Origin of the sequence: Paraburkholderia sp. A3BS-1L (assembly GCF_051125215.1) — a bacterium.
In the GTDB taxonomy this organism is placed as follows: Bacteria; Pseudomonadota; Gammaproteobacteria; order Burkholderiales; family Burkholderiaceae; genus Paraburkholderia.
The window spans coordinates 1,130,256-1,143,812 of record NZ_CP120442.1 but is presented as its reverse complement, the minus strand read 5'-3'; the positions used below and the strand labels follow the sequence as shown (position 1 = coordinate 1,143,812).

General features: G+C 68.8%; 11 protein-coding genes. 5 read left to right on the top strand and 6 right to left on the bottom strand.

Translation table 11 applies throughout. The annotated features are described in order from the left end of the window. Positions 1-88: 88 nt before the first annotated feature. Genes P5W99_RS05125 through P5W99_RS05105 form a run of 5 tightly spaced genes read left to right on the top strand, consistent with a single transcriptional unit; the run spans position 89 to position 5,379 of the window. Entirely contained in the window at positions 89-1,087 is a 999-nt protein-coding gene (locus P5W99_RS05125) for a PDR/VanB family oxidoreductase (protein WP_421079210.1), read from the top strand. Between the two features lie 29 nt (positions 1,088-1,116). After that, positions 1,117-2,436: an aromatic ring-hydroxylating dioxygenase subunit alpha gene (locus tag P5W99_RS05120; protein ID WP_434662121.1), complete on the top strand. Its 1,320-nt coding sequence runs from the start codon at positions 1,117-1,119 to the stop codon at positions 2,434-2,436. Positions 2,437-2,454: 18 nt separating this feature from the next. Beyond that, complete coding sequence (locus tag P5W99_RS05115; RefSeq protein WP_434662119.1) at positions 2,455-2,943, top strand: aromatic-ring-hydroxylating dioxygenase subunit beta; 489 nt, start codon at positions 2,455-2,457, stop codon at positions 2,941-2,943. Positions 2,944-2,951: 8 nt separating this feature from the next. Then, a complete protein-coding gene (locus P5W99_RS05110; protein WP_434662117.1) occupies positions 2,952-4,625 on the top strand; it encodes an AMP-binding protein in 1,674 nt (557 codons plus the stop codon). A gap of 1 nt (position 4,626) precedes the next feature. Beyond that, positions 4,627-5,379, top strand: coding sequence for an SDR family NAD(P)-dependent oxidoreductase (locus P5W99_RS05105; RefSeq protein WP_421079206.1), 753 nt, complete (start codon positions 4,627-4,629; stop codon positions 5,377-5,379). Between the two features lie 16 nt (positions 5,380-5,395). On the opposite strand, the gene P5W99_RS05100 is transcribed toward P5W99_RS05105, so the two are convergent. The 6 genes from P5W99_RS05100 to P5W99_RS05075 all read right to left on the bottom strand — a co-directional run bounded on the left by P5W99_RS05100 (position 5,396) and on the right by P5W99_RS05075 (position 13,481). Further along, positions 5,396-5,893 carry a MarR family winged helix-turn-helix transcriptional regulator gene (locus P5W99_RS05100; RefSeq protein WP_421044110.1) on the bottom strand — a complete coding sequence of 166 codons (498 nt, stop codon included), beginning with the start codon at positions 5,891-5,893 and terminating at the stop codon, positions 5,396-5,398. 91 nt (positions 5,894-5,984) lie between these two features. Further along, positions 5,985-8,504, bottom strand: a complete 2,520-nt coding sequence (locus P5W99_RS05095) for an ABC transporter permease (protein WP_434662446.1) — start codon at positions 8,502-8,504, stop codon at positions 5,985-5,987. 197 nt (positions 8,505-8,701) lie between these two features. Continuing rightward, positions 8,702-9,316, bottom strand: a complete 615-nt coding sequence (locus P5W99_RS05090; protein ID WP_421023528.1) for a DUF4126 domain-containing protein — start codon at positions 9,314-9,316, stop codon at positions 8,702-8,704. Between the two features lie 186 nt (positions 9,317-9,502). Next, a complete protein-coding gene (locus P5W99_RS05085) occupies positions 9,503-9,823 on the bottom strand; it encodes a DMT family transporter (protein WP_421023527.1) in 321 nt (106 codons plus the stop codon). Between the two features lie 135 nt (positions 9,824-9,958). After that, positions 9,959-10,657, bottom strand: a complete 699-nt coding sequence (kdpE, locus tag P5W99_RS05080; RefSeq protein WP_421023526.1) for a two-component system response regulator KdpE — start codon at positions 10,655-10,657, stop codon at positions 9,959-9,961. Next, positions 10,650-13,481 carry a DUF4118 domain-containing protein gene (locus tag P5W99_RS05075; protein WP_421079205.1) on the bottom strand — a complete coding sequence of 944 codons (2,832 nt, stop codon included), beginning with the start codon at positions 13,479-13,481 and terminating at the stop codon, positions 10,650-10,652. Before P5W99_RS05075 ends, kdpE begins: the two co-directional genes overlap by 8 nt. Positions 13,482-13,557 lie beyond the last annotated feature (76 nt).

Sequence of the window (13,557 nt, the reverse complement as noted above, 5' to 3'; positions counted from 1 at the left end):
CAGATGCGCGCTCGAATCGCCGTCGCAACGCGTCAATCCCGCTGATCGAAACAGGCGGCGCCGCCGTCGCCGCACAAGGAGCCTCGCAATGAGCACCGCGCCCGTCATCGATGCCTTCGACGTCCTCGTCGAAGCCGTCGAGCCGCTTACGACGCACGTCACCGCGTTTCGCCTGCGCGCGCCCGATGGCCGAGCACTGCCCGGCTTCACTGCCGGTGCGCATATCCGCGTGCAAGTGGGCGGTGGCGACTGGCGCGCTTATTCGCTCATCAATCTCGCATCCGAAACCTGCAGCGCGTGCGAGCACGCGCCCGATCACTACCTGATCGCGGTACGCCGCGAAGACGCGGGCGCGGGCGGCTCGCTGTGGATGCACACGCAAGTGCTCGCCGGCGACACCCTGCGCATCGCGCCGCCCGTCAACGCCTTCGCGCTCGACGCCGACACCGCCGACGCCGTGCTGATCGCGGGCGGCATCGGCATCACGCCGATCGCCTCGATGGCCGCCACGCTGGCCGCACGCGCGGCCCGCTACACCCTGCACTACACGGGGCGCTCGATCGCGCAACTCGCCTTCGTCGGCGCACTGCGCGCGCTCGCCGGCGAGCACCTGCATCTCTATGGCGACGATGAAGACAGCGAAGCTAACCGCTTCGACCTCGCGCGCCTGTTTGCCACGCTCACGCCGGGCCAGCCGATCTATGTTTGCGGCCCGCAAGGCCTGATCGACGCAGTCATCGGGCTTGCCAGCGAACGCGGCTGGCCGCGCGAGCGCATCCGCTCGGAGCTGTTCGCAGCCGCCACGCCCCACGCCGGCGACGCCGCATTCGAAGTCGAATTGCGCCAGAGCGGCATGACCCTCACCGTAGCCCCCGCGCAGACGATCCTCGACGCCATGCTCGACGCCGGGCTCGATCCGCTCTACGACTGCAAACGCGGCGAATGCGGCGTGTGCCAGGTGGGCGTGATCGAAGGCGCAGTCGATCACCGCGATTACTGCCTGAGCGAAGCGGAAAAGTGCTCGGGCAAGGTGATGCACATCTGCGTGTCGCGCGCCCGCGCGGGCCGCCTCATCATCGACGCATAAACATCCACGCCCCAGCCAAGGAGTCCGTCATGCCCCGCTATCGCGAAGACGCCGCCGCGCTTGCCGCGCTCGTCGAGCCGGACCAGGTCCACCGCGACGTGTATCTGGATCAGGAAGTGTTCGACCTCGAAATGGAGCGGCTCTTTCACCGCACCTGGGTCTATCTCGGCCACACGAGCCAGGTGCCCAACGCCGGCGACTACCTCACCGTCGACATCGCAAAAGAGCCGCTCGTGATGGTGCGCCAGGCCGACGGCACCGTGCGCGTGCTGAAGAACCGCTGCGCGCACAAGGGCGCGAAGCTGGTGAGCGCCCCCACCGGCAACACCGGCAAATTCTTCCGCTGTCCTTACCATGCGTGGACCTACAAGACCGATGGCAAGCCGCTCGCGATTCCGCTGAAGAACGGCTACGAAGGCACGCGCATGAGCGAGTGCCCCTCGGACCAAGGCCTGACCGCCGTAGCCAACGTACAGACGTATCGCGGCTTCGTGTTCGTGCGCCTGTCCGACGAAGGCCCGTCGTTCAGCGACTATTTCGGCGACTCGCTCTCGTCCATCGATAACATGGCCGACCGCTCGCCCGAAGGCGAGCTCGAAATCGCGGGCGGCTGCCTGCGCTACGTGCACAACTGCAACTGGAAGATGTTCGTCGAGAACCTCAACGACACGATGCATCCGATGGTGGCGCACGAATCGTCTGCGGGCACAGCGAAAAAGCTCTGGGACGGCAAGAGCGCCGATGAGCCGAAGCCCATGGCAATCGAGCAGTTCGTGCCGTTCGTGTCCGACTACGCGTTCTTCGACGGCATGGGCGTGCGCGTGTTCGAGAACGGCCACAGCTACACGGGCGTGAACTTCTCGATCCATTCGAGCTACGCCGCGCTGCCCAAATACGAGCAGCAGCTGGCCGCGGCCTGGGGCGAGGAAAAAGCCAGGCAGGTGCTCGGCACCTCGCGTCACAACACGGTCTACTACCCGAGCCTCACGATCAAGGGCGCAATCCAGGCGATCCGCGTGGTGCGCCCCATCGCGCCGGACAAGACGGTGATCGAGTCGTGGACATTCCGCCTCAAGGGCGCGCCCGAGGTGCTGCTGCAACGCACGCTCACGTATTCGCGTCTCATCAACTCGCCAATGTCGGTGGTGGGCCACGACGACCTGCACGCGTACCGCGCGATCCAGGAAGGCCTCGCCGCGAACGGCAACGCATGGGTGAGCCTGCACCGCGACTACCGCGCCGACGAGAGCGAGGCGCGCGACCTCACCATCAACGGCACGAGCGAGATCTCGATGCGCAACCAGTTCCGCGCGTGGGCGCGCTACATGGCGCCGCAAGCGTCGAAATAATTCCGGGGGGACCCAGCGATGACTGCAACACCTGACACGGCCCTGCGCGAGACGCTCGCCGATTTCGTCTACCGCGAGGCGCGCCTCATCGACGAAAAGCAGCTCGACGCATGGTACGAGCTGTTCGCCGAAGACGGCCTCTACTGGATTCCGCTCGCGCCCGATCAGCACGACGGCCTCAATCATGCCTCGCTGATGTATGAGGACCGCCTGCTGCTCAAGCTGCGCGTCGAGCGCCTGAAACAGCCGCGCGCCTTTTCGCAGCAGCCGGAGAGCCGCTGCCAGCACGTACTGCAGCGCCCCGAGATCGAGTCCGCCGGCGCCGACGGCTACCGCTTGCGCACGCCGTTCTTCTACGCCGAAGCGCGCGGCGACGAACAACTGATCTTCACAGGCGTGGTGCGCCATCACCTCGTCGAGGAAGGCGGCGCGCTGCGCATCCGCGAAAAGCGCATCGATCTGCTCAATTGCGACGCGGCGCTGCCGTCGGTCCAGCTTTTCATGTGAGGCACGCGGTGAACCACGAACCACGCCGTTCCGATCCGTTACCCTTCACTTCGGTGTATGCGGCCTTTGCCGCGAGCGCCGCGCGCTATCCCGACCACGACTTCCTCGTCGTGCTGCCGGAGACCGCGCAGATTTACGGCATCGACGCACGAACGCTGCGCTATGGCGAGGCGCTCTCCCAGGTCGACACGCTCGCTGCGCACTACCGCGCCGCGGGCTTTGGCCTCGGCCATCGTGCGGGGCTGATGCTCGAAAACCGGCCCACGTTCTTCCTGCACTGGCTCGCGCTGAATGCGCTCGGCGTCTCGGTCGTGCCACTCTCGACCGAGTTGCGCGCCGCCGAACTCGAATACATCACAGGCCACAGCGAACTCGATCTCGCAGTCGCGCCTTCAGCGCGCCATGCCGATCTGCGCGCGGCGGCGCTTGCGGCGCAGCGCAGCGTCGCGCTCCACGACGCCGATGCTGATGCTGATGCCGATGCGATCCCGCACGCGGCCGCCGGGGCCCGCGCACCGGTCCAGGATGCGCCCGACGCCAACACCGAATGCGCGCTGCTCTACACCTCGGGCACGACAGGCCGCCCGAAAGCCTGCGTCTTGCCCAACGAGTACTTTCTGCTCGCGGGCCTCTGGTACAACCGCATCGGCGGCTTGTGCGCGCTGCGGCCCGGCGTCGAGCGCCTCGTCACGCCGCTGCCGATGACGCACATGAACGCGATGGCGTACTCGACCATGGCGATGATTCTCGCGGGCGGCGCCATCGTCGCGCTCGACCGCTTTCATCCGCGCAGCTGGTGGGCGAGCGTACGCGATGCGCGCGCGACCGTGATCCACTATCTCGGCGTGATGCCGGCCATGCTGCTCGGCGCGCCGGAAACCGTGCACGACCGCGACCACGCGGTGCGCTTCGGCTTTGGCGCAGGCGTCGACAAGACCCTGCACGCGCCGTTCGAGACCCGCTTCGGCATCCCGCTGCTCGAAGCCTGGGCGATGACCGAAACCGGCGCGGGCGCCGTGGTGATCGCCAACCGCGAGCCGCGCAACATCGGCATGTCGTGCTTCGGCAAGCCCGAGGCGGCGCTGGAGGTCAGGATCGTCGGCGACGACGGGCAGCCTGTGCTGGTGGGCGAACCAGGCGAGCTGCTCGTGCGCGCGAGCGGCGACACTCCGCACCGGGGCTTTTTCCGCGAATATCTCAAGGATGACGAAGCAACAGAAGCGGCATGGGAAGGCGGCTGGTTCCATACCGGCGACATCGTGAAGCAAGACGCCGACGGCCAGATGTACTTCGTCGACCGCAAGAAAAACGTGATTCGCCGCAGCGGCGAGAACATCTCGGCGGTCGAAGTCGAGAGCGTGCTGCGCAAGCATCCGGGCGTGGCCGACGTGGCCGTCGCGGCCACGCCCGATGCGGTGCGCGGCGACGAAGTGCTCGCCTGCGTCGTCGCGCGCGAGCCGCTGCGCGAAGCCGAGGGCACTGCGCGCGCCGCCGAGCTCGTGGAGCTCTGCCTCGCACAGCTCGCGTATTTCAAGGCGCCCGGCTATGTCGCGTTCGTCGACGCACTGCCGCTCACCGGCACGCAGAAGGTGCAGCGCGCCGCCCTCAAGGACCTCGCGCGCACGCTGCCCGGCACGCCGGGCTGCATCGACACGCGCGCCATGAAGAAACGCCAGGATTGAGATGACGAACACCAACCACCAGGAAGGCGCCCTGAACCGTGCCGCCATCGTCACCGGCGGCAATGCCGGCATCGGCCGGGCGATCGTCGAGCATCTGCTCGAAGCCGGCTATGAAGTGATCTCGCTCGACCTGCGCGCGAACGCGCCGGGCCACGCACGCCTACGCACCGTCGAGGTCGATCTTTGCGACGCGGCGGCCGCGCGTGAAGCCGCGTCCGAAATCGCGGCGCGCCATGCACCCACCACGCTGGTCCACAACGCCGGCGCGATTCGCCCGGCGCTTCTGCCCGACGTCACGCACGAAGACCTGCTCGCACTCACGAACCTGCATCTCGCCGCGCCCATCGCACTCGCGCAGGCGATGCTGCCCGCCATGTGCACGCAGCATTTCGGGCGTCTCGTGCTGATTTCGTCGCGCGCCGCGCTCGGGCTCGCCACGCGCACGGCCTACTCGGCGACCAAGGCGGGCATGCTCGGCCTCGTGCGCACCTGGGCGCTCGAACTCGGGCCGCTCGGCGTCACCGCGAACGCGATTGCGCCCGGCCCGATCCAGACCGACATGTTTCATGAGATCGTGCCCGCCGACAGCCCGAAGGTCGCGCAAATCGCGGCCGGCATTCCCGTGGGCCGGCTCGGCCAGCCCGACGACATCGCGCGCGCCGCAATGTTCTTCGCGGCGGCGGAGAACGGCTTCGTCACGGGGCAAACGCTTTATGTGTGCGGCGGCACGAGCACGGGCAGTCTCACGCTTTGACGAGCCTCGGGCCGCCTCACTTCGCGTGCTGCTCGATCAGCTTGCGCAGCACGTCGACGAATATCTTCGCTGTCTCGGGCTCGAACGGCAGCAGCACTGAAGCCTCGTGCTCCAGCGCGAGCGCCACCAGTTCCGCAGCGAGCGTGCTGCCATGCGGCGTGAGCGCCACGAGCGTGCGGCGGCGGCTCGCCGGGTCTTCCTGACGCACGACCAGCCCCGCCGCCTCCATGCGGTCGATCAGTTTGCTCACCGTGGGCTGCTTCGCGAGAATCACGCGCCCCAGATCGCCCATCGGCAGCGAGCCGTCGGAAAGACACGCGAGCACGCGCCATTGCAATACCGGAATCTTCTTGCGCGCGAGCGTGGCGTGGAATTCGTCGGAAATGAGGCTGCTCGCGCGCGCGAGCAGCGCGGCGAGATAGGTGTCGAGAAAGCGCATCGGCGCGGGGGCGCCGGGCACGGCCGGCTGGGTCGTACGCTTCGGTGTGCGCTTGGGAGTCGATTCGGTATTCATGGCATGGGAGAAAAAAGCCCTGGCATCATATGCCGAAATCCATGCCAATGGCAGGCCCTACGCCTGTCTGAGCCGCAGCGCACGCGGCCCTTCACGCATCGCGCAGCGATTGCAGCGCGGGCCGCGCGAGCACATGCCGCAGGCTGATCCAGCCGCCCACGCCCGCGCAGGCCACGCCCGCCGCGACGCCCGCAGGCAGGAGCCACGGATCGAACGCGAGATGGAAGGCGAACACTTTCGTGGCCAGCACCGACCCCACGGCCAGCGCGCCCACCGCCGCCATCAGCCCCGCGAGCGCGCCCACGGCAACGAACTCGGCCACCTGCACCGCGCGCACCTGCGCATGCGAGGCGCCCAGCGCGCGCAGCAGCGCCGACTCGCGCATGCGCTCGTCGCGCGTGCCCGCAAGCGCCGCATAGAGCACCAGCACGCCCGCCGCAAGCGTGAAGAGAAACAGGAACTGCACCGCGTTGATCACCTGCTCCAGCATGCGCTGGACCTGCGCGAGGATCGGGCCGACGTCGATGGCGGTCACGTTCGGATACTGTGCAACGAGCCCGTCCACCACGGCGCGCCGGTTCTCGGGAAGATGAAAACTCGTGATGTACGTGGCCGGAAAATCGCGCAACAGCGCGGGGGGCATCAGCACGAAAAAGTTCACCTTGAACGAACCCCAGTCGAGCTTGCGCACGCTCGTCACCGGCGCCGTCACTTCGAGGCCGGTCACGTCGAAGGTGAGCACGTCCCCGGGCTTCACGTCGATGAGCTTCGCGAGCCCCTGCTCGATCGATAGTTGCGGCGCGCTCGAATCGCCATACCACGTGCCCGTCTCGATGCGGTTGTCCTCGGGCAATTGCGTCGTGTACGAGAGGTTGAACTCGCGATCGACGAGACGGCGCACATCCTCGCTCTTGTACTTTGCGGGATCCACGGGCTTGCCGTTGATCGTGACGAGACGCCCGCGCACCATCGGTTCGAGATCGGGATTCGCGATGCCGTGCGTCGTGAGCCACGCGGCCACGGCGTTGCGCTGCTCGGGCTGGATGTCGATGAGGAATTCATTGGGCGCATCGGGCGGCGTGGATTTGCGCCAGCCGTCGATCAGGTCGTTGCGCGTCATCGCGATGAGCAGCAGGCACATCAGGCCGATCGCGAGCGAAGTGATCTGCAGCGCGCTCGCGCCGGGCCGCCGCTCGAGCGATGCGAGCGCATAGCGCCAGCCCACGCCCGCACGCGCCTCGAAGCCGTAGCGCTGGCTGCGCGCGACGCGCGCCGCGCCCCACAGCGCGACCCGCGCGGCGCCGGCGAACACGACGAGTCCCAGCGCAAAGCCGCCCGCAACGATGCCGCCGAGCTTGAGCTCGCCCGCCGCGATCACCAGCAGCCCCGCAAACAGCGCAATGCCGATGGCGTACGCGGCCCACGCCGTGCGGCCCTCGTCGCCCCACTCGCGGCGCAGCACGCGCACCGGCGGCACGCGCGTGAGCGGCAGCAGCGGCGGCAGCGCGAAGCCGAGCAGCAGCACGAGGCCCGCCGCGATGCCTTCGAGCGCGGGCAGCGGCCCGGGGTGCGGCAGCACCACCTCGATCAGCGTGCCGAGCCAGGCGAGCAACGCGAGATGGCCCGCATAGCCCAGCGCCACGCCCAGCACGCCGCCCGCCAGTCCGAGGCCCGTGAATTCGAGCACGAACAGCGCACGCAGCGTACGCTGGCTCGCGCCGAGGCAGCGCATCGCGGCGCAGCCGTCCAGATGGCGACGCGTGTAGCGGTGCGCGGCCATCGCGATCGCCACGGCCGCCAGCAGCGCCGTGAGCAGCGAGACGAGCGTAAGGAAGTGGCGCGCGCGGTCGAGCGCCTGGCGCACCTGCGGCTGTCCGTCCTGCAGCGATTCAAGGCCGACGCCGCGCAGCTTGCCGCCGTCCACGCGCGCGTGCGCCCACTCGGCGAACCGCGCGACGGCGGAATCGGGGCCCGCCACGAGCAGCCGGTACGTGACGCGGCTGCCGTAGCCCGTGAGGCCAGTCGAAGGCAGATCGGCGGCGTTGAGCATCAGGCGCGGCGAGAAGTTCACGAACGAGAAGCCGCGATCGAGTTCGCGCGTGATCAGCGCGCCGATCGTGAAAATGCGCGTGCCGACCTTGACCCGGCTGCCCACCTGGACCTTGAGCGCGTCGAGCAGTTGCTGGTCGACCCAGACCGTGCCGGGCGGCGGGATGCCCCGCATCTCGCGCTCGGGCGCGCCAGGCGCGGACGCGAGACGCAACGCGCCGCGCAGCGGATAGCCCGGCGAGACCGACTTGACCGCGGCAAGGCGCGTGGCCGCCCGGGCGTCGGGCGCACCCGCGGCCCCTTCGGCGCTCACCATGCTCGGGAAGATGGCCGTGGCCGCGGTATGCAAGGCCAGCGACTGCGCCTCTTGAGCGAAAGCAGGATCGACCGGATGGTCGGCGCGCACGATGAAGTCCGCGGCGATCATGCCCCGGGCGTCGCGCTCCAGGCCACGCTGGAGCCGGTCGGCGAGAAAACCCACGCTTGCAAGCGCCGCCACCGCCAGCACGAGCGCCAGCAGCAGCATCGTCAGCTCGCCCGCGCGCCAGTCGCGCGCGCTCATGCGCGCGGCGAGGCGCACGAGGTCGGGCCAGCCGAGCGGGGTACGAGGGGTATGTGAAGTGGGAACGGCCGGCGGTGCAGCGCCCGCCCCGCCGCCGTGCGGCTGCTCACTGCCCGCGCGCGGCGGCATGGGCCCGGAACGGTCCGGGTCACCCCCCGGCGCTGCGCTGGAGGCAGGCGAGGAAGGCCCGGCGCCGCTCAATCGTGGCGGCTCCGCAGCGAAAAGCGCGAGACCATATGCGTGGCCATGCCGCGAAACCCGCCCTGCACGCCACGCCACAGGCGCGGCAAAGCCCAGGCAGCCACCAGCAGGAAAGCCACGAGCATCACCAGAAACAGCAACGGCGCGAACAGTGCAAGCAGCACGCCAATAAAGGTCATGCCGTCCTCCGCGCCGGACGTGACGACGTTCGACACCGGCTCGGGCGAGAGATTGATCAGTGCGCGCGTGCCGGCCTTGGCCAGATGCGCCGTGCCGGCGAGCGTGCCGCCGGCGAGCGCCGCCACCGTGAGCAGCGCCGGATCGGCATGGCCGAGCGCGCCGACCGCCAGCACAGCGCCGGCGGGAATGCGGATGAAGGTATGCACGGCGTCCCAGAGCGAGTCGAACGCGGGGACTTTATCGGCGAGAAATTCGAGCACCGTGAGCGCGGCGGCAATGCCGATCACCCAGGGCGAGGCGAGAATCGCCAGTGTGTCGGGCAAATGGATGAAGCCGAGGCGCTGCAGCACGCCGGCTATCAGAACCGTGAGGTAGAGGCGCAGACCGCTGCCCCAGGAAAGGCCCGCGGCAAGCGAAAGTGGTTCCAGCATGACTGCCTCCTCGCGCGAGGCGCGTGCGGCGCCGTCCCCACGAACCGGACGTGGTGCGGAGTGTTGGGAGTGATCGGGCTATGGTCATTCCATTATAGCCACGCAAACCTCCGCGTCGCTGCTGCGTTGCACGAGCGCACCAGACGTGGCGCGCCCGGCACGGCAACCCGCACTGAAACAGGCGCCTCAGGCCGCCGATGAAAGCTTGAGCCCGACGAGCCCCAGTACGATCAGCGCGGCGCTGGCCACGCGCGCGACGCTGGCCGCTTCGCCCATCACAATGATGCCGAGGATGAACGCGCCCACCGCGCCGATGCCGGTCCATACCGCGTACGCCGTGCCGAGCGGCAGTTGGCGCATGGCGAGTGCGAGCAGCCAGAAGCTGCCGAGCGCCGTCACGATGGTGAACGCCGACCAGCCGAGCTTGGTAAATCCAACGGACAGCTTGAGACCCGACGCCCATGCAACTTCGAGCACGCCGGCAATGAGGAGGTAAATCCAGGCCACGAGAACGTTCCCCTTGAGAAGTGGGGCCGTCCCCGTTTGAAGATGAGACGCAAGGTCGTCCTTACGCGCCTGTAAGTATATCACGGCGGGGCCTGCAGCCTGGCCGGGCCGGCCACCCGCTTCGGCACGCCAGTGCTACTGCACGCCCACCAGCCGATACCCCACGCCCGTCTCGGTGACGATGTGCTCGGGCTGCGCCGGATCGCGCTCCAGTTTCTGCCGCAGATGCGCCATATAGATGCGCAGATAGTGGCTGCTCTCGACGTGCGAAGGCCCCCAGACCTCGCGCAGCAGTTGCCGGTGGGTCAGCACGCGGCCCGCGTCGCGCACGAAGGTCGCGAGCAGGCGGTACTCGATCGGCGTGAGGTGCACGGGCGCGCCGTCGCGCGTCACCTGGCGCAGGGCCAGATCGACGGTCACCGCGCCGAAGCTCACCTGCGGCGCTTCGTTCGCGCCGCCCCGGTTGCGGCGGCGCAAATGCGCGCGAATGCGCGCGAGCAGCTCGGAGACGCCGAACGGCTTGGTGAGGTAATCGTCTGCGCCGGCGTCGAGCGCGGCAACCTTTTCGCTCTCCTGCGTGCGCGCCGACAACACGATCACCGGCAGGTCGCTCCAGCCGCGCAGCTCGCGGATCACGTCGAGCCCATCCGTGTCGGGCAGGCCCAGATCGACGATCACGAGGTCGGGCTTGCGCGTCGCCGCCTCGACGAGCCCCTGTTTGCCAGTCTGGGCGTCGTAGACGGCAATGCCCTCCCCCTCCAGCGATGCGCGCACGAAGCGGCGGATCTGCTTCTCGTCTTCGATCAGGACAACGGCGAGGCTCGGATCACTCATGGGCGGGCTTGAGATCGGCGGGTTCATCGGTCGGCAACGGCGGCGGCGTCTGCACCGGCAGCGCAAACCAGAACGACGCGCCTTCGACGTGGCCATCGGCGGCCAGGCGGTTGGTTGCGCCGATTGTACCGTCGTGCGCCTCCACGATCGCGCGGCAGATCGCAAGCCCGAGGCCGATGCCGGGCTTCGCCGATTCCTTCTCGCCGCGCGTGAACTTCTCGAATACGCGCTCGCCCATGCCGTGCGGCAGGCCCGGACCCGCATCGTCGATGCTCACGCGCACGAACGGCTGACCGTTCTCTTCGATGCGGCGCGCGGAGATCGTGAGCGGCGTATCGGGCGGCGTGTACTTCGCGGCGTTTTCCAGCAGGTTCGAGAAGAGCCGCTCCATGAGCACCGCGTCGAGCTGCAGCAAGGGCAAGCCCGCTTCGAGCTGCACCTGTACCGGGTGCCGCGCCAGCACGCGGCGGCACGCGGCCAGCGCCGCGCCCACGGTTTCCTCCAGCAGCGTCCACTGCCGGTTGAGCTTGAGGCTGCCCGCCTGCAGGCGCGCCATGTCGAGCAGATTCGTGACGATGCCGGTCATGCGCAGCGCCTCATCGTGGATCGCCTCGATGAGCTCACCGGAGCGTACATGCCGTGCGTCGGCCGGCGTGCCCGCCGCATCGGACTCATGCGCCTGCGCGAGCATCGACGAAAAGCCGACGATGGCCGTGAGCGGCGTGCGCAGGTCGTGCGAGATCGCCGAGAGCAGCGAGTTGCGTAATCGTTCGGACTCCATGTTAACGAGCGCGTCGCGCGCGATCTCCACGTAGTGCACGCGTTCGAGCGCGAGCGCGATCTGCGCGGCGAACGCGTCGAGCATGCGCTGCTGCTCGGGCACCTGCATTTCGCGCGCGTCGCGCGTGACCACCGCAAGCACGCCGCGCGTGCGCATCGGCGCCTTGAGCGGCAGATAGAGCGCCGCCGCTGCGGGCAGCGTGTCGGTGCCGCGGCCAGCGGGCTTTTGCTGGTCGTAGACCCACTGGCCCACATCGATGTCGAGGCTCCCCGGTTCGAGCATGATCTGCGGATCGGGCTCCTCGATCTTCTGCTGGACCTTGTCGGCGCTGTCGGGCAGGAGTATCGCCACGCGCGCGCCGAACACCTCGCTCACATGGCGGCTGCCGATCGCCACGATCTGTTCCGTCGCGAGCGCGGCCGCCAGCTCGCGCGCCATCGCGTACATCGCGCCCGTGCGCTGCTCGCGCCGCTGCGCGACGCTCGCCTCGCGGCGCAGGCTCGAAGTGAGATGGCTGATGACGAGCGAGGTGAGCAGCATGCCCACGAAGGTCAGCAGGTACTGCGTGTCGCTCACCGAGAACGACAGGCGCGGCGGCACGAAGAAAAAATCGTAGGCGGCCACGCTCGCGAACGAGAGCAGCACGCCGGGGCCGCGCCCGAGCTTCGTCGCCGTGAAGATCACGCCGAGCAAATAGAGCATCACGAGATTGGCGAGCGCGATGCGGTCCATCACGGTGCTCGCGAGCACCGTGATGGACGCGCAGATCAGCAGCGCCGCCGCGTAGGCGCGCGGCGGCGAGCGATTCGCAGTGCCGGTCGCGATGGCCGCACGCCAGGCGTTGGCCGCGCGCGCCGCGGCCGACGCCTCACGCTGCGCGCCCGCGAGCCGGTCGTTATCGGCGGCGCTCGCGCGCACCAGGGTCAAGTCGGCACCCTCGGCCTTTTCGGCGAGGCGCTCGCCGAACGGCCGGCGCAGCCAGCGCCACCACGATGCGCCGCTGCGCGCCGAAACGCCCGCCACGAGCTTCGAGACGTTGCGCAGCCGCGCATAGCCCGCGAGCGTAACGGCCGCGTCCTCGCCGGCGAGCGTGGCGGTTTCCGCGCCCAGCTCGGAGGCGAGCTTGAGGGCGCCGAGCGTACGCTGGCGCACCTCGTCGGGCAAGCGCTGAAGCCTGGGCGTCTCCACGTACACGGCGATCCAGTCGGCCTTCAGGCTCGCCGCGAGCCGCGCCGAGGCGCGCACCAGCGCGCTCGCCTCGGGGCCCGGGCCCACGCACACGAGCAGCCGCTCGCGCGCCTGCCAGACGTGCTGGATCGAGCGGTCGGCGCGATACTCGTGCATCTGCGCGTCGACGCGATCGGCCGTGCGGCGCAGCGCCAGTTCGCGCAGCGCGATCAGGTTGCCCTTGCGGAAGAAATTGCGCACCGCGCGCTCGGCCTGCGCGGGCATGTACACCTTGCCGTCGCGCATGCGGTCGAGCAGCTCCTCGGCGGGCAGGTCGACCAGCGTGACTTCGTCCGCGCCGTCGAACACGCGGTCTGGCACCGTTTCCCAGACGCGGATGCCGGTGATCTGCCCCACCACGTCGTTGAGGCTTTCGAGGTGCTGGACGTTGACAGTCGTGTAGACGTCGATGCCCGCGTCGAGTAGTTCGTAGACGTCCTGCCAGCGTTTCATGTGGCGCGCGCCCTGCACATTCGAATGCGCGAGCTCATCGACCAGCACGAGTTGCGGCTTGCGCCCGAGCGCCGCGTCCAGATCGAACTCCTCGAGCATGCGCCCGCGGTACGCGATGCGCTGGCGCGGCAATTCTTCGAGGCCGCTCGTGAGCGCGGCGGTCTCGCTGCGCCCATGGGTCTCGACGATGCCGACCACCACGTCCATGCCCTCCTCCTGGCGGCGGCGCGCGGCCTGGAGCATCGCGTAGGTCTTGCCGACGCCCGCCGACGCGCCAAAAAAAATCTTCAGCTTGCCGCGGCGGCGTTTTTCTTCGTCGCGCTGGAGCCGGTCGAGGAGTTCGTCGGGATCGGGGCGGTTCATGCGGATTTCATGGGGGGGTTCGCGGAAGATCGTCTCACCGTGGCACTGAATAAGCAAACAGCAGGCGCCGCATGCT